Here is a 24751-nt window from a genome sequence, read left to right on the forward strand (position 1 = left end):
GCTAGCGCCGGGCGATGTCGCTGCCGATGGCGATGCCGGTCAGGGTCTGGTTCATGTGAACACCGCCGTATTGTTCGCCGTAGGTGCTGAAGCCGACCGCATTGTGCTGTTGGAATACCTGCCCGACCCGGGATTTCTGTCCCTTCTGGGTGATTTCGAGATTGCGCAGGATGCAGTCGCAGGTGAGGACGGTTTGCACCGGGCCGAGCGACTCGCTCAGGCTGTCGAAGGCGGCGTTCAGGTTGTTCATCAGGTCGATGCCCTGGGCGACGCGCAGGACCAGGCCTTCCTCGATCGCGCAGAAGAAGGTCAGGCTGCCGTCGGGATTGACCTTCTGGATCGAGCGCACGTAGTCGGTGCCGTCAATGACGACGACCACCGGCGAACTGGCGAAGTGGAAGGATTTGAGATCGTCGAGCGGCACACCGATGACGCGGGCGTATTCCCGGGCGGCCGGGAGACCGTTGATTTCGCGGACGACGCGGCTTTCCGGGTCGGCTTCGGTGACGACGAGGCGCTCGTCCTTGCGCGTGAAATGCTGCGTTTTGAAGGGTTGGAAGGGGAAGGGCGTGCTGATCAGCAGCAGCGCGGCGCAGTCCGAGTGGAAGGCGCCGTCGTGGAAAATCCGGGTGCGGGAAAAGCGCTGGTCGTCCCCGGCCGAACCGCCGACCAGGGGAATTCGGCCCAGCGCAGTCTGCAGGAAGCTGGCCACCGCTTCCTCGCGCACCGACAGGCCGTCGATCAGCATGAACGCGAAGCTGTTGTCGCCGGTGGCGGCGGGGTTCGCCATTTCCAGGCGCTTGAGCTGGGTCTGCAGGAAGGCGTGGGCGCTGGCGAACTCGAAACACTTCAAATCCTGCAGCAGACCGACGACGACGCTGAACGAATCGGACGGGAAACTGGCGCCGGAAAGACTGTGGCTGCAATAACCGGCCGGCCCGATCTCGCCGGCCGTGGTGCAGCCGACGACGGGAATGCCGGCGAAGCGTCGGTTCATTTCTTCGGCCAGTACGTCGAGGTCATACTGGCTCGAACAGAAAAACAGGATGCAGCCGACGTTCTCCTGCATCACCTGGGCATGGAATTCGGCGACGGCCTGACGCGTGTCGGTGGCGGTCGATTGGGCGGTTCGAATCGAATGATGCTCGCTCATGGCGATCCTCTATGTGCGGGGGGTATGGCGTCGGCGCGGGGCCGAATGGATCGTGCGGTGCCAATGGCGTCGCCGTGTTGACTCCCTTGAGGGCGAATGGTTGCCTTGCGCGGGGAGCGGTGAGTGATTGGGGTGAATACTGGCCTTCGTGCTGAGGGTAATCGTTGGCGGTTAGATGCGCATTACCAATTTTATCATATAATACGAATTAATCATTTTATTGAAAGGCTGGTGTCGTGTGTCCTGGCCCGTCGTGGACGGACGCTGCGGTGTGCTGCGCCCAAGCCTTCTGCAAAAACTATCTGTCCGGCGTTGTTCGGGCGGATCGATATATGTTGTTTGTATGAAAAACCTGGATTGAATAACATTAGGTCAACGCCAACCGACAGGGCAAGATAAATGGCAAACGAGCAGCATCCGGGATTCGCGGCCTTTCGTTTTTCGGGAGGGCGTGCGGCTTTGCTGGGCCTGGCGATGGAGATCGTCGTCGCCTATGCCGATTTTTCCACCGGGACGGCGCCCTTGTTCGAACTGTTGTACATCGGCCCGCTCTTTCTCGTCGCCTGGTATGCCAATACGACGGCCGCGCTGGCGGTCGCCGTGGTTTCCGGAATCGTTCGCGCGACGGCGCATACCGGTGGCCTGGGTGAGGGCTATTCGCTGGTGCTGCATGTCTATAACACGATCGAGGCGGTGGGGCTGTTCCTGTGCATCAGCTTCCTGGTCTCCCGCTACAAGGCGCAGCTCGTTCGTCTGATGACGGCCAACGAGCAGTTGCGGCAATCGATGACTGAGCGTAACCGGTTGCTGGCCAGCGCCGGTCAGGATGCGGGCGAGCTTTTCAGCGCGAATCGCTCGCTGGAGCAGGAGCGGACCTTTCTGCGCACGCTCATCAACACCATTCCCGAGATGATCTGGCTGAAGGATCAGGACGGTATTTTCCTGGCATGCAACCCTGAATTCGAACGCTTTTTCGGTGCGCCGGAGAGCGAGATCGTTGGCAAGAGCGACCACCATTTCATGCCGAAGGCCTTGGCCGATTTCTTCCGGGAAAATGACCGCAATGCGATTGCGGCGGGCAAGCCAAGTGTCAACGAGGAGTGGGTAACCTATCGTAGCGACGGGCACGAGGCCTTGCTGCTGACGATCAAGACGCCGATGTTCCGGAGCGATGGCGGCGTCATTGGCGTCCTCGGCATCGCACACGACATCACCGAGCAGCGCCGGACGCAGGAAGAACTCGAACGACATCGCGAACGGCTCGAAGAACTCGTCGCCGGGCGCACCGAGGCACTCGATCGGGCGAACCGCGCCTTGCGCGACACGCAATTTGCCATGGACAAGGTCGGGATCGGCATCACCTGGGCGGACCCGGTCACGGGACGGTTTCTGTATGCCAACGACACCCATGCCAACATACTCGGCTACAGCGTCGAGGAAATGCTGGGTCTCGGCATTTCCGACATCGATCCGAACGTCCCCGCCGACCGGTTGCCGCAGGTGGCGGAGCAGATTCGCCGCCAGGGCGTCGTCAAGTTCGAGACCGAGCACCGGGCCAAGAGCGGCGCGCTGATTCCCGCGGAAATGACGATTTACTATCATTCCGACGAGGATGGCCAGGCGCCGCGCTACATCGCGTTCATGACCGATATCACGAGGCGCAAGGAAAACGAGGCGGCGCTGATCGCGGCCAAACAGTCGGCCGAAGCCGCTGCCGAATCGATGGGCATATTGGTCAGGCAGCTGGAGGCCGCCAACCTCCGGCTGTCGAAGAGCGACCAACGGTTGACCGCGCTGTTCGAGATGAGTCAGAAGGCGCCCATGCTGGGCGAAATCGAACTGTTGAGAATGGGCGTCGACGAGGCCGTGCGGCTGACCGACAGTCAGATCGGTTATGTGCATTTCGTCAATGAGGACCAGGAGACGATTGCGCTGCAGACCTGGTCGAGCGGAACCCTGGAAGCCTGTTCGGCCGCCTATGACGATCATTACCCGGTATCGGCGGCCGGTGTGTGGGCCGATACGGTGAGATTCCTGCGGCCGGTCATTCACAACGATTATCCGGGACTGGCCAACAAGAAGGTCACGCCGGAGGGGCACGCGCCGCTGCTGCGGCATGCCGGTATTCCGGTCGTCGACGGCGGCAAGGTGCGTCTGCTGATGGGCGTCGGCAACAAGACGAGCGAGTATGACGACGCCGATGTCAACCAGTTGCAGTTGATCGGCAACGACCTCTGGTCGATCGTCGTCCGGCGCCGTGCCGAACGGGCGCTCGAGGAAGCGAGGCGATTGGCGGAATCGGCGACCGTCGCCAAGAGCGCCTTCCTCGCCAATATGTCGCATGAAATCAGGACGCCGCTCAATGCGATCACCGGCATGGTCCATCTCATCCGTCGCTCGGGCGTGTCGGCGCTGCAGGAGGATCGCCTGAACCGGATCGAACGCGCCGGACAGCACTTGCTCGAAATCATCAACGACATCCTCGATCTGTCGAAGATCGAAGCCGGCAAGTTCACGCTCGAGGAGGCGGAAACACAACTCGGCTCGGTCATCGAGAATGTCTCGTCGATCCTCGGCATGCAGGCGCAAAAGAAGAATCTCAGGATTGTCGTCGATAACCGCTTGCCCGATCGTTGCCGTTATCTCGGCGATGCCACCCGCTTGCAGCAGGGATTGCTCAATTACGGGTCGAACGCCATCAAGTTCAGCGAGCAGGGAGAGGTCACCGTGCGCGTTTTCGTGACGGAGTCGGGGCGGCAGGCAGACCTGATCCGTTTCGAGGTCGAGGATCGCGGCATCGGTATCGAGCAAGAACGGCTGCGCCGGCTGTTTAACGCCTTCGAGCAGGCCGACAACTCGACGACGCGACGCTATGGCGGCACCGGCCTGGGGCTTGCGATCACCCGGAAGCTGGCGCAGCTGATGGGCGGCGAGGCAGGCGCCACCAGCGAAGCCGGCAAAGGAAGCCTGTTCTGGTTCACCGCCCGGTTGAAGAAGATGGAGGCGCCGACGGCCATGCCGGCGACGGTTGCGGGGGTTGCCGCCGAGCTCGTGCTCGCCCGCGACCACACGTCGGCCAGGGTGTTGCTGGTCGAGGACGAGCCGATCAATCGCGAAGTGACCCTGGCCATGCTCGAGGATATCTGGCCGGCCATCGATGTCGCCGAGGACGGCGAGGCGGCGGTTCGGCTGGCAACCGAAAGGCGCTATGACCTCATCCTGATGGACATGCAGATGCCGGTCATGGATGGACTCGAAGCGGCGCGCCGGATTCGTCTGCTGCCGGACCGCGCGCAGGTGCCGATCGTGGCGATGACCGCCAACGTCTTTTCGGAAGACCGGCAGCGCTGCTTTGCCGCCGGCATGAACGATTTCCTGCCGAAGCCGGTGGTGCCCGAAGCCCTCTACGAGATCGTTCTCAAGTGGTTGCGGCTTTGATCGGGGTCTTCCCGGTCTGATCCTGCGCCGTGCCGGCGGGCGAGCGCCGAGAAAGACGATGTCGGCGAAGCATTGAGCGATGCGTCTAGCGCCTTCGCGCCTGGCGTCTATAGTGTGAACAACATCCCTGCGATCAATGCCGAAAGCATCCACCTGGCTTGGCGAAAACGTTCATGCTGATGCGCTTCCTCCTGTTGTTTCTGCTCTGCGTCCCGGTTCGTACTGACGCGCAGGAGGTGACACGCCTCGCGACCTTCGAGTTCGCCCCCTATGTCCGCATCGACAACGGTCGGCCGGTCGGATTTTCGGTCGATGTCGTTCGCGAGGCATTCGCGCGCATCGGTGAGCCGCTCCGGATCGACGCGTATCCGGTGGCGCGGGCGATTGCCTACTACGAGGCGGGCAAGGTCGACGGCCTGTTTACGATCAAGCCGACCGAGGCGCGGCGGGCGCGGATGCTGTTTACGCGTCATCCGGTCCTGAAGCAGGATTTCGTCTTGTTCGGCTTGCGCGAGTCGGACCCGGCGTATGTCGATGACTTGAGCGCGCTGGCGGGGATGACGGTCGGTGTGGTGACCGGGCTGACCTATGGCGAGCGGTTCGCGCAGGCGGTCCGCGCCGGCGTGCTGCGGGCCGACGATGCGACAACCCTGGCGCAAAGTTTGCGGAAACTGCTGGCCGGGCGGGTCGATCTTGTCATCAGCAGCCGTGCCGTCGGCCAGCAGGCGATCCGCGATCTCGGCCTTGAGGCGCGGGTCGAGGTCAAGGGGGCGCCGGTGGAAAGCGCGTATTCCTACCTGGCGCTACAGCCGGGCATCCACGAAGATATCGCCCGTCGCTTCGATCAGGCGCTCGACGACATGCAGCGGGACGGCACGCTGCGCCGCATCGAACGCGCGCACGGGCTGTGACCTCAGGCGCCGGTGACCCGGAAGCGTGAGGCCTGACCCTTCAGTTCGTCCGCCGTGCGATCGGCCTTGGCGGCAATGCTGGCGGCGCCCTCGACCATGCAGACGGCCTGTTCGGTGACTTCGATCGACTGGCCGACCGTGTCGACGACGTTGCGCGAGTTCTCCACCTCCTGCCCGACGATGACGCTGAGCTGCGTCATCTTGCCGACGGCATCTTCGGCGGCCTGGCGAAAATCGTTGAGCATGGCGACCGTCTTGTCGGCGGTGTCGACGCCGGCATGCGCCACCGGCGTTGCCGATTGCATTTCGGCGACGACGTCGAGCACCTTCGTCTGTATCTGCCCGACTGTCGTCGAGATGTCCTTGGTGGCGCTTCCCGTGCGTTCGGCCAGCTTGCGGACCTCGTCGGCGACGACGGCGAAACCGCGCCCGGATTCGCCGGCGCGCGCCGCTTCGATGGCGGCATTGAGGGCGAGGAGGTTGGTCTGGTCGGCAATCTCATGGATCAGGCTGACGATCCTGCCGACGTTCTGCGCCTGTTCTGAAAGCAATCGCACTTCGCCCGAGGATTTCTCGATGATACCGGCGATAAGGCGCATGTCGCGCATCGTCTCGGTCATCAGGCTGACGCCGTCGACGCTGCGTTGAGCGATCGACTGCGTGCTGTTTTCCGTGTCCTTGGCCATTTCCGCCATGAGCAGCAACTGCGCCTGCATCCGTTCGACCAGGTTGCGGACCTCGTCAAACGCCGATTTCTGAGCGGCCAGGCGGCCGCTCATGCTGGAGGCATCGTTTGTCAGCGTCGACATGTCGTCGGAGAGGACATTCGAGTTGCGAATGATGGCGCTCGCCAGCGTGTTCAATTGGGAACGCATCGACTCGATCGAGGCGAGCATGCTGGCCGGCGGCGTGCGTTCGTCGCCGATAGCCGTGGCGAGATCGCCCGAGGCAATGCGGCCGATGGCGGCGAGGGCGCCGTCAAGTTCGCCGCCGATCTCGTTGATCAATGTGCGTCGCACGCGCAAGGCGACGATCAGCGTCAGCGCGCCGACGGCGAGCAGACCGGCGACGACGCCCCAGGCGATGCGCCAGTAGGCGGTGCGCAGATCGTCGATATAGACGCCCGAACCGACGATCCAGCGCCACGGCTCGAAGCCCTTGACGTAAGAGAGCTTCGGATAGAGCGCGGTGGTGACGCCGCCCGCCGGCAGGGGCTTTGGCCACTCGTAGGCGACGAAGCCCTGGCCGTGCTTGGCGACGATGCGGACGAAGGACGAGAACAGATTGCCATGCGCCAGCGGTTCGTCGGTGGCGCCGTCCGGGCTGTACATGCGCGTCGCCTTGTTGAAGCTTTCCTTGTCGAGTACCTGCCCGTCGAGGGCCGGGACCGTCGGGTGCATGATCATCGTCGCATACGGCAGCGTCTGGTCGTTGACCCAGAGGTACTCGGTGCCCGAATAGCGGATTTTCTTCAGGGTTTGCAGCGCCGCTTTCTGCGCCGCTTCGCGCGACAGCGAACCGTCGGCTTCCAGTGCCTGGTAGTGCTGCAACACCCCCGACGCGACTTCGACGACCGAAACGAGCTGCAGTTCGCGATCGCGACGCAGGCTCGTGTCGATCAACTCCAGGAACAGCAGGCCGAGTGCGGCGAAGCAGATCAGCGAGGCGACCGGAGCGACGAGCAGGCGCGTTTTCAGCGAGCCTTGCCTTGGCGAAATCCAGGATAACAGCATGGTGCATGACCCCCGTGGTTATTTCGGTTGCAGTGTCCGACGGCTTTCCTGTTCCAAGCAGCGCCGCCAGCGGCCCCTGTGTCCCGATTCAAGGGTTGGAGATCGAAATGCGTGAAAAGTTTAGGGAAATCGCTGCCGGCGCCGCCCTTTTTCGGCATATTCCATTGGATTTCGATGGGTCGCCGGCGGCGCGAAGCGGCCGACCGGCAAATGCCGGGATCATTCGCCGCGCGGCAATGTGACGCGGAAAACCGTTCCGGATCCGGGCGAACTGCGCACTTCGATGCGCCCCCCGTGTTTGCGCACGATGCCATAGGCTCTTGCCAAGCCCATGCCCGTACCGGCGCCAACCTCCTTGGTGGTGAAGAAGGGGTCGAAGATCTTGTGAATGTAATCGGGCGGAATCCCCTTGCCGTTGTCCTCAATTTCCATCCAGGCGTCATCGGTGCCACTGCCCGTCCGCAGAATGATGCGGCCGCGATCGTGTGTGATGGCGTCGACGGCATTGTTGATGATGGCGCTCACGACGTCGGCGATTTCCGCCGACACGCAGCGGATTTCCACCGGCGCCGAGTCGTTCCGGGCCAAGGTGACACGGCCCGAGACCAGGGCCGGATGAAGGCGGGCGACGCCGTCCATGAGCACGGACAATCGGGTCCATCCCGGGACGCCGGATTCCTGGATCTGGGCGAAGGAACGAAGATCGTCGGCGATGCGGACCACCCGGGTGATCCCGTCCTGCGATTCGCGGATGAGTTCCGGGATGTCTTCCTGCAAGGACTCCAGGTCGATGCCCTTGAGTTGCACGCCGTCGCGTTCGATGGCGGCGAGCAGGGCTTTCAGGCTTGAGGCGAGCTGACCGAGGTTCGACTTGACGAAGCCGATGGGGTTGTTGATTTCATGCGCGACGCCGGCGGCCAGGCTGCCGATCGAGGCGAGCTTTTCCGCCTGGAGCAGTTGTTGCCGCACTTCGGCAAGTTGTTTGTTGAGCGTGAGCAGTTCCTCGTTGCGAAGGCGAAGATCGTGTACCGCATGGGTGAGCTTGGCGGTTCTTTCTCTTACCGTGGCTTCGAGCTGCGTGGTCAGTTCGGTCAGTTGCTGGTTGCGCTGAGAGATGATGCCGGTCAGGTTCTGCATCGCGTTGAGCAGGCTCGACGTGGCCGGGTCGGAGACGTGCGACTTTTCTTCCTCGAATGCCCGCGCCGGCGACATTCCGCCGGCGATCTTGCGCAACTGGCGGCCGACCGACTGATCGATGCCGAGGATATGGTAGGCCAGCCAGCTGCTGAGGAAACGCAACAGATATTCGATGGCGCTCGACGAGGAGTCGGACAGCCGGATCTTCTCCAGTTCCCAGAGGAACTTGCGGTGGAGCACCTTGTGCTGCATGACGAAGCGCGTATCGCAGACGCCGTCCATGACCTGCTCTTCGTGCGAGAAGTGCTCGCCGGTGAACGCGATCAGCTCCTCGAGCATCGCGCGCGCCTCGGCGCTGTCGGCCGAGGTGCCGTGCAAGGTCGCCACCCGGTTGATGAGATGAACGAGGCGCTGGTGCTCGTCGTCGATCAGGTCGACACCGGTCAGGAAGCGGTCATTCCACGCGAACAGTTCGAGCGATTGGGTGGTAGCAGTCATGCGGTCGATGGCGCTCCGGGCGGCAGGCCAGGGCTTGCCGGTGCATGGGGTTTCTTCTCACGCGTCGGCTCTCGTTTCGGCAGACGCAGTTCTTATTGGCCTAGCCTATCGCCGGCGCCGGCGATGCGCCTATACGTGCGCGTACGGATAGGGCTTGGCAGTGTTGCCGCAACCGCACCGGGCGATCCGGAGCACTTGCCGGGACGTGTTCCGATCGCGGAAAAGGTCGGATGTGATGACGACGGGGTCATGACAAAAAACTCATTTTTCCATGATTTCGGATTCGCAATAGCATTACAAACGTGGCGTGACGGCAGTCCTGCCGTTCGCGCGACGGCGAGGCGCGAGCCCGCCATGGCATGGCGATTGGAGAAAGGAAAGACGATGAGCAACACTGCCGGCGCAACACAGTCTCGTGTGGGAACCTCGCGTTCCGGCGGCGATTTGGCGGTCAATGAAGGCGGGGCCGGGCGTCACGCGACGCGAGCCTTGCGGCGCGCGCGAAAACCGGCCGATGTCTTGTCGGCGCCGCGATCGAAAGCGCCGGATGCGGCACGGCAACGTCATGGACTCGGCCTCGTCGCCGCTGCTTTCGGTGCCAGCCTGAGGGTCGAGGTGCTGGAAAGCGCAGAAGGTTTCTATCTCGGCACGCGCCAGGACGGATTGCCGTTTACGCGGGAGTCGGTCGAGTATTTCCCGAGTCGTTCGGCGGCCGAGTCGGCGCTGATGCGAGGGGCATGGACGCAGCGACGGCCGGTGGCGCCGACGGCCTGAACGCGTCGGATTTGTTTCGCCCCGCCGTCTCCCGTATATTCCAGTGTCGCCTGTTCCCGTCGCGAACGGGCGGTCTCTCCGGCTCAACCCCATAGACGAAGGATTCCCATGGTGCCCGTGTCCGATCTCCTGCTCTTCTCAGGCGCCGCCCTGCTGATGGTGCTGACGCCGGGGCCGAACATGATCTATCTCGTTTCGCGCTCGATCTGCCAGGGCAGAAAAGCCGGCGTGATTTCCCTGTTGGGTGTGGTCGCCGGTTTCCTCATCCACATGTTCGCCGCCGCCTTGGGACTGACCGCGCTGTTCATGACCGTGCCGCTGGCTTACGAAACGCTCAAGTGGGCGGGTGCCGCCTACCTGGCCTATCTCGCCTGGCAGGCGGTCCGGCCCGGGTCCCGCTCGCCGTTCGAGGCGAAGGACCTGCCGATCGACACGCCGCGCAAATTGTTTGCGATGGGTTTCGTCACCAACCTGCTCAATCCCAAGATCGCGGTGTTCTATCTTTCCATCCTGCCGCAGTTCGTCTCGCCGGCGCATGGCGACATGTTCAGCCAGAGCATCGAACTCGGCCTGACGCAGATCGTCATCAGCTTCTCGGTCAATCTGACGATCACGCTGTCGGCGGCGCGCCTGGCGGCCTGGTTCAGCCACAACCCGAAATGGCTGGCGACCCAGCGCTATGTCATGGGCACGGTGCTGGCCGCGCTGGCTTTTCGGCTGGCGCGGGAGTAGGGGGCACGGGGAGTCGTGGCATGACCCGCACACGGGAGTCGTGGCATGCCCGCACTCGGGTCAGCGACTGCGCGTAAAAGCCACCGGGTCACCGACGTTGTTTCTGCCGATCAGTCGCTGACCGTCGCTCGATAGCGTCATGGTGTCGGTATAGCCATGGTTCCAGACGATGACGAATTCGCGCTTGTTCGCATCGGGTCGGCGCCATTGGCAACCGATGCTGATGATGAGAAAGCCCTTGTAGGTACAACTCCCGTCCGAAAAAATGTAGACCTGCCCGGGGGCATGCTCGGGGTTCCAGGTGCCGGACAGGTCGATCGGATCCGCGCTCTGTGCCGGCTGGGCTTGCCGCTCGCCGTCGGCGACCTCGCGTGCCGATGTTGCACTGCCTTGTGCCGTCGCCTGAGTCGTTGTCGGTGTTGCGGCGTCGCCCTGCAGCTTTTGCTGCACCGCTTTGGCCAGCGTGGCGTAGCGGCTGTTCGGGAAACGCTGCAGATACTGCTCGAAGTCGGTGACGTCGGTGCTGTGTTCGATGTTTCGCCATTGTGCGATTTCATCCGCGGCCGGATCGGTCGGAGCGGCCTCCGGTATTGGCGGTGGCGCGCTGCCGCTGCCCGGACGGAAAAAGAAATCGCCGGTCAGCGACGAGGTTTCCCACGGCGTCTGTGCGTCGCCGCTGGCGGCCATGACGCCGATCCGCACCCGTTTGAAGACGGTTTCCAGCGGCAGGCCGGGCGTCTGGATATGCTTGAGCAATTCCTGCGTGTAGAGGCCGTTGCGGTTGTCGCCGTCGGCGGCTGTCTTGCCTGGGGCGGTGGCGTAGGCGATCAGGCTGCCCTTGGGCGCGTCCATCTGCGCCAGGCCGCCGCCGACACTGCGGAAGCGACGCTCGAACGGGTTGTTGCGGCAGGCGTCGAGGATGACGATGTTCAGCGGACTGATCGTCAGTTGGTCGAGGACGCCGTCCACATCGACGGCCTCGACGCGGACCGAGGCCTCGGACTGGATTTGCGCATCGACCGGGATGAGGTAGTTCTTGCCCCGGACCTGCATGCCATGGCCGGCGTAGTAGAAAAGCGCGACCGTGTCGGCGCGCAATTTTTCGCCGAACTGGACGATGGCCCGATTCATCTCCTTCTGCGGCACGTTCGTTTTTTCGATGACCTCGAAGCCGAGCTTTCGCAGCGCCGCCGCGACGTCGCGTGCGTCATTGGCCGGATTCTTGAGCGGGGCATCCTTGTAGGCAGAATTACCGATCACCAGCGCGATGCGCTTCTCGCCGGCGGCAGCTGACATGCCGGTGTTACGGGGCGGTTCGGCGGCCACGGCGATACCAATGCAGGCGGCCAGGAAAAGCATCGGGAGTTTCATGGCGGACTCCAGGCAATCGAGCCAGACCTTCGCTTGACTTGAGCATAGACTCATTCGTCCGCTGGCGCTTTCTGTGCCTCCTGCCCGGACCGCCGATCCCGCAACGAATGCACGCTCGTCCGGAATGGGCGCGCGCTTCCCGTCGTCATGCTCTCCACATGACGGATCGATTCGGGTAGTATTCAGGTCAATGGGTGTCCGTGACTCACAGCGCTTTCCGCTGATTTTCTTCGTCATCACGGGCAGGTAGTCGTGCTGGTCGGGCCGCCGCACGAGCGTGCGACTGCCCATGTCTCGACGAAATGGCCGGCAGCCTGTTCGGCTGCGCCTCGAATACCCCTTTCCGCGCCGGTCTCCGCGACCGGCCTGCGCTCGGCTCCTCGCCTTCATACGCCGGCAAATCGTGCGCCGCTCCCGTCTGCCGCCTGTCTGCTGCCGCCCGGTGTGTTCCGGGTCCGGCGCCGTCGGATGCGCGATCGCGATTCCGGCAGCTACCGCTTCCTTTGTCCCACCCATTGCCACCCCTGTTTGCGGAGGATCTGTCAGATGTTGATGTCGCTCGTCATGATTTTCGTGGTCTCCTATGCCGCCATTGCGCTGGAGCACCCTCTTCGGATCAACAAGTCGGCGTCAGCCCTGGTCGGGGCGGGACTCCTATGGACCATTTATGCGCTGGCGGGAGGTGATGCTCACCGGATCGGCGAGGAGTTGGGCGAATCGGTCATGGCGACGGCGCAGATCGTCTTCTTCCTGATGGGGGCGATGACGATCGTCGAAGTGGTCGATGCCCACAACGGCTTTGAAGTCATCACCAAGCGCATCCGGACATCGAAGCTGTCGTCGTTGATGTGGCTGGTCGGCTTCGTGACGTTTTTCCTGAGTTCGGTGCTGGACAACCTGACCACCACGATCGTCATGATTTCGCTGATGCGCAAGCTGCTTGCCAGGCACGACGATCGCCTGTTCTTTGCCGGGATCATCGTCATCGCCGCCAACGCTGGCGGCGCCTGGTCACCGATTGGCGACGTGACCACGACCATGCTCTGGATCGGCGGGCAGATCACGACGCTGGCGATCATGAAGTCGGTCTTCGTCGCCTCCATCATCAGCATGGTCGTGCCCCTGGCCGTGACCGCCTATTGCTTGCGCGGCAGACTGGTTGAGGCACCCGGCTTCGATGGCGGCGATGATGGCAGGCAGACCAGCGTATTCGAACGTAATCTGATGTTCTTCATGGGAATCGGCATCCTCGTCGCCGTTCCCGTCTTCAAGACCGTGACCCACCTGCCGCCGTTCATGGGCATCCTTTTCGGTCTCGGTATCCTCTGGCTGACCGGTGATCTGGTGCATCGCAAGAAGGCCGAGGAAAGCAAACATCGCCTGACGCTGGTTCATGCGCTCAGCCGCATCGACATGAGCTCGATCGTTTTTTTCATCGGCATCCTGCTCGCCGTGGCGACGCTGGAGCATACTCATATCCTGACGTCATTGGCGCAGTGGCTGGATCTCGCCGTTGGGCGGCAGGATGTCATCGTCCTGATCATCGGCCTCGTCAGCGCCGTGGTCGACAACGTGCCCCTGGTCGCCGCGGCGATGGGGATGTACGGCCTTGAGCGCTATCCGACCGATCACTTTCTCTGGGAATTCCTCGCCTACTGCGCCGGGACGGGCGGTTCGATCCTCATCATCGGCTCGGCCGCCGGCGTTGCGGCGATGGGCCTCGAGAAGATCCACTTCTTCTGGTACATGAAGAAGATCAGCTGGCTGGCCTTGATCGGCTATTTCGCCGGTGCGGGGGCCTATCTGTTGCAGTACCGGATGTTCCATTGAGCGGTGCCAGCCCGGACGGTGAATGTCCCCGGGATGTTCGCCGTCGGGGTCGGTGGTCGCACAATGAAAAGAGGGCGCCGGAAGCACCCTCTTTTGTCTCGGAATTGCGTGTTGTCAGTGGCGTCGCTCAGCCGAAGTTCTTCTCGGCGAAGCTCCAGTTGGCGAGGCTGGTCAGGAAGGTTTCGACGAATTTCGGACGCAGGTTGCGGTAGTCGATGTAATAAGCATGTTCCCAGACGTCGATGCACAGCAGCGCCTTGTCGCCGGTGGTCAGCGGCGTGCCGGCGGCGCCCATGTTGACGATGTCGACCGAGCCGTCGGCCTTCTTGACGAGCCAGGTCCAGCCTGAGCCGAAGTTGCCGACCGCGGAAGCCTGGAAGGCCTTCTTGAACTCGTCGAACGAGCCCCACTTCTTGTTGATCGCTTCGGCCAGCGCGCCGCTCGGGGCGCCGCCGCCGTTCGGCTTCAGGCAGTTCCAGAAGAAGCTGTGGTTCCAGACCTGGGCCGAGTTGTTGTAGATGCCGCCGGCCGGCGCCTTCTTGACGATGGCTTCGAGGTCGAGGGCTTCGTATTCGGTGCCTTTGATCAGGTTGTTGAGGTTCGTGACATAGGCCTGGTGGTGCTTGGCATAGTGATATTCGAACGTTTCCTTGGACATGTGGGGCGCCAGCGCGTCGATGGCATACGGCAGTTGCGGCAGTTGGTGTTCCATGGTTTCTCCTTGATGATGGCGGGTTATTCTTGTCGGCGGGTCGGGCCGAATCAATGGTCCTCCGGTTCAGTTGCGTGGCTGAGCGTTTCGATGCGCGCGTCCAGCCGGCCACTGTGCAAGCAGACAGTGATGCGTTCGTTTGGTTCCAGTTGTCGGCTGTCGCGCACGATTTTGCCGTTGGCATCGCTGACGATGCCGTAGCCGCGTGCCAGCACGGCGTGCGGATTGAGGTGGTCGAGGCTCGCGCCGAGGCGGGCGAGCGCGGCGGCGCGTTCGGCCCGGAGCTTGGCCCAGTTGCCGTGCAAGCGTGGCGGCAACGCGTCCAGCCGTCGGGCGGCGTCGGCGGTGCGCGGACGCGCCAGCAGCAGGCGTTGCGTCAGGTCGCCGAGCGCCTGTCGGCTGCGGTTGGCGCGATTCCTGAGGGCCGAGGCCAGGCGGCGCTTGAGGTTGTCGAGCGCCTCGCGCTGATTGGCGAGGCGTTGCGCCGGGTGCTGCAGGCGTCCGGCCATCAGGTCGAGGCGCTGGGCGCGTCGTTCGAGATCGCGGCGCAGCTGACGCGTCAGGGCGTTATGCAGCGCGTCGATCCGGGCGATCAGCGCGGCGCGTTCCGGCGCCGCCATTTCCGCCGCGGCCGTCGGCGTGGCGGCGCGCCGGTCGGCGGCGAAGTCGGCGATGGTGAAATCGGTTTCGTGGCCGACGCCGGCGATGACCGGTCGGCGGCTGGCGCGGATCGCCCGCGCCAGCCCTTCGTCGTTGAAAGCCCAGAGGTCTTCGAGACTGCCGCCGCCGCGGCAGAGGATGATGACATCGCAGACGTCGTGGCGGTCGGCCTCGCCGAGGGCGGCGGCGATCTGCTCGCCGGCGCCTTCGCCCTGCACCGGGGTCGGGTAGGCAATGACCTTGACGTGCGGCGCGCGGCGGCTGAGCGTCGTCAGAACGTCACGCAGGGCGGCGGCCTGCAGCGAGGTGACGACGCCGATGACGGTCGGGAACGCCGGCAAGGGGCGCTTCGCGTCGGTAGCAAACAGCCCCTCGGCCTCGAGTTTGGCTTTGCGTCGCAGGAATTGTTCGTAGAGCGAGCCGAGTCCGCTCTGTCGCATCGTCTCGACATTGAGCTGGAAATCGCCGCGCGCCTCGTACAGCGAGACCAGCACGCGAGCCTCGACGCGCTGTCCGTTGGCCGGGCGCCAGCCGAGCAACTGGACACGGCTGCGGAACATCACACAGCGGACCTGGGCCTCGGCGTCCTTGAGCGAAAAATACACATGTCCCGAGGCGGCGTGGGTGACGTTCGACAGTTCGCCCGAGACCCAGAGGAGCGGGAATGAGGATTCGATACACTCGCGTACCCGTCTGTTCAGAATCGATACCGGGATTGCGCTGTTAGGATCGGCGGGGCTTGCCGGGGAGAGGGAGGCTTCAATCATGCGCCAATTCTACCCGCTTGTCTTTTCATGCACATCCTGCAAGACTTTCCGGGCTGCGCCCCGGGTGTTGCCTAACACAAGCCGGTGAATAATTGCAAGGTACTGATTTTTAATCATAATTTTGGCTTGCTGATTTTTTCTGCAAAGTGTTAAAAAGCCTTTCGGCAAGAGGACTTAGCGGCGAATCCACGGGGCTGTTCACAGAGTTATCCACAGATATTGTGGAAAAGAAAATTGCCTATGACTTTAGTTAGGGGTTGCCCGGGGGGCGCCCACAGGCTAAAGTTCGAGCCTGAAAAAATCCCCGGAGATGCGTGTGTTTTCGATCATTCTTGCCGCCGGTTGGCCGATCTGGCCGCTGCTTCTGGCCTCGATCATTGCCGTTGCCCTGATCATCGAGCGTCTGGTCGCCTTGCGGCGCGTCAAGGTTTTGCCGGCGGGCGTCCTGCCGCGTGCCATTGCCGAATACCGTGAAAACGGCGTCAACGACGCCTTCCTTGTCGAACTTGAAAGCCAGTCTCCTCTGGGGCGTGTACTGGCCGCCGGCCTGCGCAACATCGGCAGTTCGCGCGAAGTGATGCGCGAATCGATCGAGGAGACCGGCGCGGTCGTCGCGCACGAGCTCGAGCAGTATCTGACGACGCTCGGCACCATCGCTTCGATCAGTCCGCTGATGGGGCTATTCGGCACCGTCGTCGGCATGATCGAGATCTTCGGTTCGCAGGCACCGACCGGCAGCAACCCGATGCAGCTGGCGCACGGTATTTCGGTGGCGCTTTACAACACCGGTTTCGGTCTCGTCATCGCCATTCCGAGCATGATCTTCTGGCGGCATTTCCGCGCCCTCGTCAACGGTTATGTGATCGAGATGCAGCAACAGGCCGTGCGTCTCGTCGAAGTGCTCCACGGCGAACGCAGGCAGTAGGCGACCGTCATGAACTTTCAGCGCCGCCGCGGTTCCGACGAACCCGAAATCAACCTCATTCCGATGATCGACGTGTTGCTGGTCATCATCATCTTCCTGATGTTGACGACGACCTACGCGAAGTTTTCGGGGCTTGAGATCAACTTGCCGACCGCCGACGCGAGCAAGCAGGCCGAGATGCCGAACGAGGTCAATGTGGCGGTGATGGCGACCGGCCAGGTGCTGGTGAATAAGTCGCCGCTGGTCGCCGCCGACGTGCGTTCGATCAGCGAGGCCTTGCGCCGCGCTGCCGGCGACGCCAAAGACCCGGTTATCGTCATCAATGCAGATGCACGGGCCACGCACCAGAGTGTGGTCGATGTCATGCAGGCGGCACAGGGCGCCGGCTACCCGCATATTTCCTTCGCGACGCAGTCTCCGCGCTGACCTGACCGGACCCTTGGCATGAGTCGCTCCGGTCTCGCGCAACGCCTGCCGGTGCTATGGTACCAACGGCGCCCGGCGGCGGTGCTGTGGCCGCTGCTGCCGCTCTCCTGGCTTTTTCGTGCGCTGGCCGCGTTGCGGCGCGGACTCTACCGGATCGGCGTGCTGCGCGCGCAGCGGCTGGCGGTGCCGGTCATCGTCGTCGGCAACCTGACCGTCGGCGGCAGCGGCAAGACGCCACTGGTCCTCTGGCTGGTCGACGCCTTGCGCGCGCGTGGTCTTCAGCCGGGAATCATCAGCCGTGGTTATGGCGGGTCGGGCGAGGGCGTCCGTTGCGTCGATCCCGATGCACCGGCCGGCGACGTTGGCGACGAACCCTTGCTGCTCGCCCGGCGCAGCCGCGCCCCCGTTTTCGTCGGGCGCGATCGTGTCGCTGCCGGTGCCGCCCTGCTGGCCGCCTGTCCCGCCTGCGATGTCATCATTGCCGACGACGGTCTGCAGCATTACCGTCTGGCGCGCGATGCCGAGATTGTCGTTTTCGACGGTCGTGCCGCCGGCAACCGTCTGGCGCTGCCGGCCGGCCCTCTGCGCGAGCCGCTCGCCCGCCTGCGTTCGGTGACGGCGGTCGTCTGGAATTCGGCGCCGGCCGAAGCGCGTTTCGCGGTGCCGGTGCCGGCCTTCTCGATGCGTCTGGAATCGGCGTCCTTCCATGCCCTCGGCGATCCGTCGCAGCGCTGCACGGCCGAAGCGTTTCGCGGCCGCCGGCTGTTCGCCCTCGCCGGGATCGGCGATCCCTCGCGTTTTTTCGCCCAGCTGGCGGCGCTGGGCTTGAGCGTCGAGCCGCGCGCTTTTCCCGATCACCACGCGTATACCGCCGAGGATCTGGCTTTCGCACGGGACGGCGTGCTGCTGATGACCGAGAAGGATGCAGTAAAATGTGCGGCACTCTGCGTGCCGGATGCCTGGGTGCTGCCCGTGACGGCGCACCTCGACGCGGCCCCCGACGGCCGTTCCCTGCCTGATCATATTTTGGAGAAACTGAATGGATGCGCGTCTGCTTGACATCCTCGTCTGCCCGCTCTGCAAGGCCAACCTCGAATATCGCAAGGCCGAGTCCGAACTCGTCTGCAAGCCCTGCAAGCTGGCGTTTCCGGTACGGGATGATATTCCCGTCATGCTCGAGGACGCGGCGCGTCCCCTTGGCGAAGGAGAACTGTGAATGAGCCAGGAGACCGCCTTCAAGGTCGTCGTGCCGGCGCGTTACGCCTCCACGCGCCTGCCCGGAAAACCGCTGCTCGATCTCGGCGGCAAGCCGATGGTCGCCCGTGTCGCCGAGCGCGGTGTGCTCTCCGGGGCAGAAGAAGTCTGGGTTGCCACCGATCACGCCGATGTCATCGCGGCGGCGGAGCAGTTCGGCTTGTCTGCCTTGCTGACGCGCGCCGATCATCCGACCGGGACTGACCGTCTCGCCGAGGTCGTCGAGTTGCGCGGCTGGAGCGACGACACCATCGTCGTCAATGTCCAGGGCGACGAACCGCTGATCGACCCGGCCCTGATCGCGCAGACGGCGCGCCAGCTCGCCGAGAGCGGTGCCGATATCGCCACGGTCGGCCATCCGATCGGCGACCCGGCCGATTTCTTCAAGCCTAATGTGGTCAAGGTGGTATGCCGGGCAAATGGCGATGCCATGTATTTTTCGCGCGCGCCGATTCCGTTCGCGCGCGATCATTTCGCCCTCGAAGATGGACGCGAATCGCTGCCGGCCGGATTGCCCGCCTATCGCCATGTCGGCCTCTACGCCTATCGCGCGCGCTTCTTGCGCGCCTATGCCAAGCTGGCGCCGTCGGCGCTCGAACAGTTCGAGGCACTCGAGCAATTGCGTGCGCTGTGGCACGGTTTCCGTATCAGCGTCGTGATTTCCGACCATCTGCCGATTCCCGGCGTCGATACGCCCGAGGACGCGGTGCATATGCAGGCGTGGTTTTCGCAGGCCGGCCGTGCTTGAAGCGAGCGGAATCCCGGCATGAGAATTGTCCTCCTCGGAGCGCCCGGCGCCGGCAAGACGACGCAGGCGCGCTTCATATCTGATGCTTTTGGCATTGCTTCGCTGTCGACCGGTGACATGCTGCGCGCGGCGATGCGTCAGCGCACGCCACTCGGCCTGCGCATCGAGGACGACATGAAGGCCGGAAATCTCATTTCCGACGCGATTGTCATTGAACTCGCGCGTGCCCGTTTGCTTGAAGCCGATTGTCGTGCCGGCTGGATTTTCGACGGCTTTCCGCGCACGCTCGCGCAGGCCGAGGCGATGCGTGCCGAAGGCATCGATGTCGATCATGTCTTCGATTTCGATGTGCCCGATGCCGAGATCGTCACGCGCATGAACGGGCGCCGCGTTCATCCGGCATCCGGCCGCAGTTATCACGTGCGCTTCAATCCGCCGCGCGTCGACGGTATCGACGACGTCACCGGCGAAGCGCTGGTGTTGCGCGATGACGACGCCACCGAAACGGTGCTGCGGCGATTGGCCTTGTACCGGCGCGAAAGCTATCCGCTTGGCGCGTTCTATTCTTCGTGGGCCGACGCCGATCTCCGGGCGCCGCGTTTCACTCGCATCGACGGCGTTCGCGATGTCGATGCCGTTCGCGCCGAGGTTTTTTCCGTCTTGTCATAAGTGGCCTGACAGCCTGACCGGCGCGCGAAACCTGTTCGATAAAAGCATGGTGCTCGCGCGTTCGAGTGGTGTAGGATTTAACCCGCAAACAAAATTCACGTCAGAGTCTGGATGCGTATTGATCTGGTATACCAGTTCGATACGTGTCCTTTCATCTATGACGATAAGATAATTCAACTACATCGAGGAGTATTATGTCGTCCGGTCTTTTATTCGCGCTCGTCTGCGCGGTGATAGCCGTTGTATATGGTATTGTCATGACGCGGTGGATTTTGTCGTTGTCTTCCGGCAACGACAAGATGCAGGAAATTGCCAAGGCAATCCAGGTGGGCGCTTCGGCCTACCTCAACAAGCAGTATTCGATGATCGGCGGGGTTGGGATCGTTCTCGCGCTGTTGATCGGTGCCTTTCTCGGCAAGCTGATGGCGATCGGTTTCGTCATCGGTGCCGTGCTTTCCGGTGCCACCGGTTATGTCGGCATGAACGTGTCGGTGCGTGCCAACGTGCGCACGGCCGAGGCAGCGCGCCACGGCATCGCGCCGGCGCTCGACGTGGCCTTCAAGGGCGGTGCGATTACCGGCATGCTCGTCGTCGGTCTCGGCCTGCTCGGCGTCGCCGGGTACTACACCTTCCTGCGCGGTGGTGCCGGCGGTGATTTTCAGCGTGCGGTCGAGCCGCTCGTCGGTCTCGCTTTCGGCGGTTCGCTGATCTCGATCTTCGCGCGTTTGGGCGGCGGCATCTTCACCAAGGGCGCCGACGTCGGCGCCGACCTGGTCGGCAAGGTCGAGGCCGGTATCCCGGAAGACGATCCGCGTAATCCCGCTGTCATCGCCGACAACGTCGGTGACAACGTCGGCGATTGCGCCGGCATGGCCGCCGACCTGTTCGAGACCTACGCCGTCACCGTCGTCGCGACGATGGTGCTGGGCGCCATGATGCTCAAAGGCGTTGAAGGTGCCAATGACAATCTGGTGATCTATCCGCTGATTCTCGGCGGTGTGTCGATCATTGCTTCGATCATCGGTTGCTTCTTCGTCAAGGCGAACGAGGGCGGCAAGATCATGAACGCGCTCTATCGCGGTCTCGCCGTCGCCGGCGCACTCGCGCTGATTGCGTTCTATCCGGTCACGCGCGCCGTTCTTGGTGATGGCATTGTCATGGTCGACGGCACGACGATCGCGTCGATCAATATCTTCGGATGCGCGGTTGTCGGCTTGGTGCTGACCGGATTGCTGGTCTGGATCACCGAGTACTACACCGGCACCGATTTTGCGCCGGTCAAATACGTGGCCGAAGCGTCGACGACGGGACACGGAACCAACATCATCGCCGGCCTGGGCGTGTCGATGAAGGCGACGGCGCTGCCGGTGGTCTGCGTCAGCCTGGCGATCTATGTTGCCTATGCCTGGGCGGGACTCTTCGGTATCGCGATCGCCGCGACGTCGATGCTGTCGATGACCGGCATCATCGTTGCGCTCGATGCCTACGGGCCGATCACCGACAATGCTGGCGGTATTGCCGAGATGTCGGGGCTGCCGCAGGAAGTGCGCGACGTGACCGACCCGCTCGACGCCGTCGGCAACACCACCAAGGCGGTGACCAAGGGCTACGCGATCGGTTCGGCCGGCCTTGCGGCACTGGTGTTGTTCGCCGATTACACGCACGCGCTCGCAGGTCGCAATTATGTGACGGCCTTCGATCTTTCCGATCACATGGTCATCATCGGCCTGTTTATCGGCGGCATGATCCCGTATCTCTTCAGCGCCATGGCGATGGAAGCCGTCGGCCGCGCTGCCGGCGCGGTCGTCATCGAGGTGCGTCGCCAGTTCAAGGAAATTCGCGGCATCATGGACGGTACGGCGAAGCCGGATTATTCGCGTGCTGTCGGCATGCTGACGACCGCTGCGATCAAGGAAATGATCCTGCCGTCGCTGCTGCCGGTGCTGGTGCCGGTGCTGGTCGGTCTGCTGCTTGGTCCGAAGGCGCTGGGCGGTTTGCTGATGGGGACGATCATTACCGGTCTCTTCGTCGCCATTTCGATGACGACGGGCGGCGGCGTCTGGGACAACGCCAAGAAGTACATCGAGGACGGTCACTTCGGCGGCAAGGGCTCGGACGCCCACAAAGCCTCGGTGACCGGTGATACCGTCGGCGATCCCTACAAGGATACGGCCGGTCCGGCCGTCAATCCGCTGATCAAGATCATCAACATCGTTGCCCTGATGATCGTGCCGGTGCTGCCGCTGGTGCCGTAAGCGGGTGTCCTGGATGACCGGGTGGCTTGTCGTCGCCCGGTTTGCCATTCTTGCGATAGACAAAGCCTCCCGGAATGGGAGGCTTTGTTGTTTTCGCTGCCGGGATCAGATACGGACGGTCGGGTTCAGGCTGTAGATGCCGGTCAGTGACGCCTCGGCAAGGATGTGGCCGACGAGTGCGGCGCGGACCTGGGCGCCGGTGAAGGCGCCGCTCAGTGGCAGGCGTTCGATATCGAGGGCGTAGAGCGTGAAGATGTAGCGGTGTGCGATCGCATCGTTCCACGGCGGGCAGGGGCCGTCGTAACCGAAATAGTCACCGCACATGTCCGGGTCGCCGGCGAACCAGCCGGTGTAGTCGTTGATTCCGTGGCGGGCGCCGTTCCGGCTGTCCGGGCCGGGTTTTCCGCGTGCGGTGACGCCGGCCGAATACTCCCCGGCGCCGATCTCGCGGAGGTCTGCCGGAATGTCGATCAGCGTCCAGTGAAAGAAATCGACACGGGGAAGGCTGGCCGGGACGGTTTTTCCTTCCTGGTTGACGTCGTCGCCCCGGCTGGGAACGTCGGGGTCGTGGCAGACCAGCGCGAATGAGCGCGTCCCGGCGGGGGCGTCGCTCCAGCGCAGGTGCGGGTTGCGGTTATCGCTCAGGCGGGCGTGATTGGCCGGGTCAATGACGCAGAAGGCGAACTCGCCGGGGATGGCCGAGCCGTCCTTGAAGCTGCTGCTGTCGAGTCTCATGACGTTGTCTCCGTGGTGGGATTGAAGGCGTCAGACGGCCGCCTTTCGCTTGAAGTCCTTGAACCGGAAACCGGCGATGGCGAGCGTCACGAAATAAGTGATGGCGCCGAGTCCGACGACCAGCCCCAGCCGGAGCAGCCGTTCGCTCAGGTGCCAACGCAGCCAGTCGGCCGGATCGCCTGCGGTCAGCCAGAGGACGACGCCCATGGCCGCCAGTGCGACGATCAGCTTGAGGGTGAATGACATCCATCCGGGTTGAGGGGAATAGATGCCGTGGCGTCGCAGTCCGCGATAGAGCAGCGTCGCGTTGATGCAGGCGGCGAGGCCGATCGACAGGGCGAGGCCGGCGTGTTGCAGCCAGCCGATCAGGGCGAGGTTGAGCGCTTGCGTGATGCATAGCGTGAGTATCCCGATCTTGACCGGCGTGCGGATGTTCTGGCGGGCGTAAAAGCCCGGGGCGAGCACCTTGACGAGAATCATGCCGAGCAGTCCGACGCTGTAGGCGACGAGGGCGTTGCGCGTCATGAACACGTCATGCGACGTGAAGGCGCCGTGATGGAACAGCGTGGCGATCAGCGGTACCGCGATGATCGCCAGCGCCAGTGCTGCCGGCGCGGCGAGCAATAGTGTCAGGCGCAGCCCCCAGTCGAGCAGTTTCGAGTATTCGTCGTAATTGTCGTTGGCATGGTACTTGGCGAGCGAGGGGAGCAGGATGGTGCCGAGCGCGGCGCCGAGCATGCCGGCCGGGAATTCCATGAGCCGGTCGGCGTAGTACAGCCACGAGACGCTGCCGGTATCGAGGAAAGACGCAAAGATGGTGTTGATCAGAAGGCTGACCTGCGATACCGAAACGCCGAGCACGGCCGGTGCCATCAGCCGCAGGATGCGGCGCACGCCTTCGTCATGCCAGTCGAAGACGAAGCGCGGCAGCATGCCGATACGCTTGAGGCTCGGCAACTGGAACGCCAGTTGCAGCAGGCCGCCGAGGAAGACGGCCCAGGCGAGTGCGAGCACCGGTTGTTGGAAGTACGGCGCGGCGAACAGGCTCAGCGCGATCATGCTGACGTTGAGGAGCACCGGCGTGAAGGCCGGGACGGCGAAGCGGTTCCAGGTGTTGAGGATGCCGCCCGAGAGCGCGACCAGCGACATGAACAGGATATAAGGAAAGGTGATGCGCGTGAGTTGTACGGTCAGGTCGAATTTGTTCGGGTCGGTGCTGAAGCCGGGCGCCGAGAGGTAAACCAGCAGCGGCGCGCCGGCCATGCCGATCAGGGTGACGACGAGCAGGACGAGGAAGAGCATTGTGGCGACGCGGTCGATCAGGTGCTTGGCGTCGTCTTCGCTATGCCGGTTCTTGGTTTCGCCGAGGATCGGCACGAAGGCTTGCGAGAAGGCGCCCTCGGCGAACAGACGGCGCAGCAGGTTGGGCAGCTTGAAGGCGACGAAGAAGGCGTCGGTCATCATGCCGGCGCCGAAAATGCGGGCAATGACGAAGTCCCGGACGAAACCGAGGATGCGCGATAACAGGGTCATGCCACTGACGGTGGCGAGGGCTTTGAGCAGGTTCATGGGGGTGTGGGTCGATGGCAAGCCGTCATCTTAGCCGCATTGTGTGTTCGACAAAAACCGCCGATCTATTCTCGTGCGGAAAATTCTTGCACCGCACGGTCGAAGTCTGTAGAATCCCGCGTTTTCGATCAACGCATTAGCTTTTTTAGGGACAACATTCATGGCCAACAGCGCACAAGCGCGTAAGCGCGCCCGCCAAGCCGTCAAGCAACGCGCCCACAACGCCAGTCTGCGCTCGAGCCTGCGTACAGCAGTCAAGCGTGTGCAGAAGGCGATTCTCGCCGGCGACAAGGCAGCGGCTCAGAGCATTTATCAGGAATCGGTTTCGGTCATCGACCGCATCGCCGACAAGAAGATCGTTCATAAGAACAAGGTTTCGCGTCACAAGAGCCGTCTGTCGGCTCAGATCAAGGCGCTGGCTGCCTGATCACGGCTGGTTTTCAGAGCGAAACGG

Annotated in this window: 22 protein-coding genes; 14 read left to right on the top strand and 8 right to left on the bottom strand. The window is 63.1% G+C overall.

Annotation, left to right across the window (positions count from 1 at the left end):
* Position 1 precedes the first annotated feature (1 nt).
* A complete protein-coding gene (nosP, locus tag BLR25_RS07515; protein ID WP_091936142.1) occupies positions 2-1153 on the bottom strand; it encodes a nitric oxide-sensing protein NosP in 1152 nt (383 codons plus the stop codon).
* A 399-nt stretch (positions 1154-1552) separates the two neighbouring features.
* On the opposite strand from nosP, the gene BLR25_RS07520 reads away from it, so the two are divergent.
* Both BLR25_RS07520 and BLR25_RS07525 read left to right on the top strand, forming a co-directional pair.
* Positions 1553-4591, top strand: coding sequence for a PAS domain S-box protein (locus BLR25_RS07520; protein WP_091936145.1), 3039 nt, complete (start codon positions 1553-1555; stop codon positions 4589-4591).
* A 173-nt stretch (positions 4592-4764) separates the two neighbouring features.
* Positions 4765-5502 (top strand): substrate-binding periplasmic protein, encoded by a 738-nt coding sequence (locus BLR25_RS07525; protein ID WP_091936147.1) that lies wholly within the window; start codon positions 4765-4767, stop codon positions 5500-5502.
* A 2-nt stretch (positions 5503-5504) separates the two neighbouring features.
* Here the strand turns inward: BLR25_RS07525 and BLR25_RS07530 are convergent, their stop codons facing one another.
* On the bottom strand, positions 5505-7235 hold the full coding sequence (locus BLR25_RS07530) for a methyl-accepting chemotaxis protein (RefSeq protein ID WP_091936150.1): 1731 nt from the start codon (positions 7233-7235) through the stop codon (positions 5505-5507).
* 5 nt (positions 7236-7240) lie between these two features.
* On the opposite strand from BLR25_RS07530, the gene BLR25_RS20940 reads away from it, so the two are divergent.
* On the top strand, positions 7241-7477 hold the full coding sequence (locus tag BLR25_RS20940; protein ID WP_143009802.1) for a hypothetical protein: 237 nt from the start codon (positions 7241-7243) through the stop codon (positions 7475-7477).
* Here the strand turns inward: BLR25_RS20940 and BLR25_RS07535 are convergent.
* Positions 7455-8870: an ATP-binding protein gene (locus BLR25_RS07535; RefSeq protein ID WP_091936153.1), complete on the bottom strand. Its 1416-nt coding sequence runs from the start codon at positions 8868-8870 to the stop codon at positions 7455-7457. The two genes, BLR25_RS20940 and BLR25_RS07535, sit on opposite strands and share 23 nt — an antisense overlap.
* A gap of 384 nt (positions 8871-9254) precedes the next feature.
* Between BLR25_RS07535 and BLR25_RS07540 the strand changes: the two genes are divergently transcribed.
* Positions 9255-9644: a hypothetical protein gene (locus BLR25_RS07540; RefSeq protein WP_218122677.1), complete on the top strand. Its 390-nt coding sequence runs from the start codon at positions 9255-9257 to the stop codon at positions 9642-9644.
* Positions 9645-9752: 108 nt separating this feature from the next.
* Entirely contained in the window at positions 9753-10376 is a 624-nt protein-coding gene (locus BLR25_RS07545; protein ID WP_091936155.1) for a LysE family translocator, read from the top strand.
* 60 nt (positions 10377-10436) lie between these two features.
* On the opposite strand, the gene BLR25_RS07550 is transcribed toward BLR25_RS07545, so the two are convergent.
* Entirely contained in the window at positions 10437-11747 is a 1311-nt protein-coding gene (locus BLR25_RS07550) for a caspase family protein (RefSeq protein ID WP_176785797.1), read from the bottom strand.
* A 546-nt stretch (positions 11748-12293) separates the two neighbouring features.
* On the opposite strand from BLR25_RS07550, the gene nhaD reads away from it, so the two are divergent.
* A complete protein-coding gene (gene nhaD, locus BLR25_RS07555; RefSeq protein WP_091936160.1) occupies positions 12294-13577 on the top strand; it encodes a sodium:proton antiporter NhaD in 1284 nt (427 codons plus the stop codon).
* Positions 13578-13704: 127 nt separating this feature from the next.
* On the opposite strand, the gene BLR25_RS07560 is transcribed toward nhaD, so the two are convergent.
* Positions 13705-14289: a superoxide dismutase gene (locus tag BLR25_RS07560; RefSeq protein WP_091936163.1), complete on the bottom strand. Its 585-nt coding sequence runs from the start codon at positions 14287-14289 to the stop codon at positions 13705-13707.
* Between the two features lie 50 nt (positions 14290-14339).
* Positions 14340-15716: an exodeoxyribonuclease VII large subunit gene (gene xseA / locus BLR25_RS07565; protein WP_091936165.1), complete on the bottom strand. Its 1377-nt coding sequence runs from the start codon at positions 15714-15716 to the stop codon at positions 14340-14342.
* 316 nt (positions 15717-16032) lie between these two features.
* Between xseA and BLR25_RS07570 the strand changes: the two genes are divergently transcribed.
* From BLR25_RS07570 to BLR25_RS07600, 7 genes are all read left to right on the top strand, one after another.
* Positions 16033-16641: a MotA/TolQ/ExbB proton channel family protein gene (locus BLR25_RS07570; protein ID WP_091936545.1), complete on the top strand. Its 609-nt coding sequence runs from the start codon at positions 16033-16035 to the stop codon at positions 16639-16641.
* A gap of 9 nt (positions 16642-16650) precedes the next feature.
* Positions 16651-17067 (top strand): ExbD/TolR family protein, encoded by a 417-nt coding sequence (locus tag BLR25_RS07575; protein ID WP_091936167.1) that lies wholly within the window; start codon positions 16651-16653, stop codon positions 17065-17067.
* An 18-nt stretch (positions 17068-17085) separates the two neighbouring features.
* Positions 17086-18126: a tetraacyldisaccharide 4'-kinase gene (gene lpxK / locus BLR25_RS07580; RefSeq protein WP_091936169.1), complete on the top strand. Its 1041-nt coding sequence runs from the start codon at positions 17086-17088 to the stop codon at positions 18124-18126.
* On the top strand, positions 18107-18283 hold the full coding sequence (locus BLR25_RS07585) for a Trm112 family protein (RefSeq protein ID WP_091936171.1): 177 nt from the start codon (positions 18107-18109) through the stop codon (positions 18281-18283). The genes lpxK and BLR25_RS07585 overlap by 20 nt, the downstream gene beginning before the upstream one ends.
* A complete protein-coding gene (gene kdsB, locus BLR25_RS07590) occupies positions 18284-19069 on the top strand; it encodes a 3-deoxy-manno-octulosonate cytidylyltransferase (RefSeq protein ID WP_091936175.1) in 786 nt (261 codons plus the stop codon). It abuts the gene before it with no gap.
* A gap of 18 nt (positions 19070-19087) precedes the next feature.
* A complete protein-coding gene (adk, locus tag BLR25_RS07595; protein WP_091936177.1) occupies positions 19088-19738 on the top strand; it encodes an adenylate kinase in 651 nt (216 codons plus the stop codon).
* A 194-nt stretch (positions 19739-19932) separates the two neighbouring features.
* Positions 19933-21993, top strand: coding sequence for a sodium-translocating pyrophosphatase (locus BLR25_RS07600; RefSeq protein WP_176785798.1), 2061 nt, complete (start codon positions 19933-19935; stop codon positions 21991-21993).
* 105 nt (positions 21994-22098) lie between these two features.
* Here the strand turns inward: BLR25_RS07600 and BLR25_RS07605 are convergent, their stop codons facing one another.
* Entirely contained in the window at positions 22099-22728 is a 630-nt protein-coding gene (locus tag BLR25_RS07605; RefSeq protein ID WP_091936183.1) for a YbhB/YbcL family Raf kinase inhibitor-like protein, read from the bottom strand.
* Positions 22729-22758: 30 nt separating this feature from the next.
* Positions 22759-24297, bottom strand: coding sequence for a murein biosynthesis integral membrane protein MurJ (gene murJ, locus BLR25_RS07610; RefSeq protein ID WP_091936185.1), 1539 nt, complete (start codon positions 24295-24297; stop codon positions 22759-22761).
* A gap of 160 nt (positions 24298-24457) precedes the next feature.
* On the opposite strand from murJ, the gene rpsT reads away from it, so the two are divergent.
* Positions 24458-24724 carry a 30S ribosomal protein S20 gene (gene rpsT, locus BLR25_RS07615; protein ID WP_091936188.1) on the top strand — a complete coding sequence of 89 codons (267 nt, stop codon included), beginning with the start codon at positions 24458-24460 and terminating at the stop codon, positions 24722-24724.
* The last annotated feature ends 27 nt before the right edge of the window (positions 24725-24751 follow it).

It is taken from the genome of Propionivibrio dicarboxylicus (genome assembly GCF_900099695.1).
GTDB lineage: Bacteria > Pseudomonadota > Gammaproteobacteria > Burkholderiales > Rhodocyclaceae > Propionivibrio > Propionivibrio dicarboxylicus.

Bases quoted from the DNA above. Each gene is read 5' to 3' on its own strand.
- BLR25_RS07530 (WP_091936150.1), bottom strand. From the start codon at position 7,235: ATGCTGTTATCCTGGATTTCGCCAAGGCAAGGCTCGCTGAAAACGCGC.
- BLR25_RS07525 (WP_091936147.1), top strand. From the start codon at position 4,765: ATGCTGATGCGCTTCCTCCTGTTGTTTCTGCTCTGCGTCCCGGTTCGT.
- adk (WP_091936177.1), top strand. From the start codon at position 19,088: ATGAGAATTGTCCTCCTCGGAGCGCCCGGCGCCGGCAAGACGACGCAG.
- murJ (WP_091936185.1), bottom strand. From the start codon at position 24,297: ATGAACCTGCTCAAAGCCCTCGCCACCGTCAGTGGCATGACCCTGTTA.
- BLR25_RS07560 (WP_091936163.1), bottom strand. From the start codon at position 14,289: ATGGAACACCAACTGCCGCAACTGCCGTATGCCATCGACGCGCTGGCG.
- rpsT (WP_091936188.1), top strand. From the start codon at position 24,458: ATGGCCAACAGCGCACAAGCGCGTAAGCGCGCCCGCCAAGCCGTCAAG.
- xseA (WP_091936165.1), bottom strand. From the start codon at position 15,716: ATGATTGAAGCCTCCCTCTCCCCGGCAAGCCCCGCCGATCCTAACAGC.
- BLR25_RS07575 (WP_091936167.1), top strand. From the start codon at position 16,651: ATGAACTTTCAGCGCCGCCGCGGTTCCGACGAACCCGAAATCAACCTC.
- BLR25_RS07545 (WP_091936155.1), top strand. From the start codon at position 9,753: ATGGTGCCCGTGTCCGATCTCCTGCTCTTCTCAGGCGCCGCCCTGCTG.
- BLR25_RS07600 (WP_176785798.1), top strand. From the start codon at position 19,933: ATGTCGTCCGGTCTTTTATTCGCGCTCGTCTGCGCGGTGATAGCCGTT.
- BLR25_RS07540 (WP_218122677.1), top strand. From the start codon at position 9,255: ATGAGCAACACTGCCGGCGCAACACAGTCTCGTGTGGGAACCTCGCGT.
- lpxK (WP_091936169.1), top strand. From the start codon at position 17,086: ATGAGTCGCTCCGGTCTCGCGCAACGCCTGCCGGTGCTATGGTACCAA.
- BLR25_RS07520 (WP_091936145.1), top strand. From the start codon at position 1,553: ATGGCAAACGAGCAGCATCCGGGATTCGCGGCCTTTCGTTTTTCGGGA.
- BLR25_RS07585 (WP_091936171.1), top strand. From the start codon at position 18,107: ATGGATGCGCGTCTGCTTGACATCCTCGTCTGCCCGCTCTGCAAGGCC.
- BLR25_RS20940 (WP_143009802.1), top strand. From the start codon at position 7,241: ATGACCCCCGTGGTTATTTCGGTTGCAGTGTCCGACGGCTTTCCTGTT.
- nosP (WP_091936142.1), bottom strand. From the start codon at position 1,153: ATGAGCGAGCATCATTCGATTCGAACCGCCCAATCGACCGCCACCGAC.
- BLR25_RS07550 (WP_176785797.1), bottom strand. From the start codon at position 11,747: ATGAAACTCCCGATGCTTTTCCTGGCCGCCTGCATTGGTATCGCCGTG.
- BLR25_RS07605 (WP_091936183.1), bottom strand. From the start codon at position 22,728: ATGAGACTCGACAGCAGCAGCTTCAAGGACGGCTCGGCCATCCCCGGC.
- nhaD (WP_091936160.1), top strand. From the start codon at position 12,294: ATGTTGATGTCGCTCGTCATGATTTTCGTGGTCTCCTATGCCGCCATT.
- BLR25_RS07535 (WP_091936153.1), bottom strand. From the start codon at position 8,870: ATGACTGCTACCACCCAATCGCTCGAACTGTTCGCGTGGAATGACCGC.
- kdsB (WP_091936175.1), top strand. From the start codon at position 18,284: ATGAGCCAGGAGACCGCCTTCAAGGTCGTCGTGCCGGCGCGTTACGCC.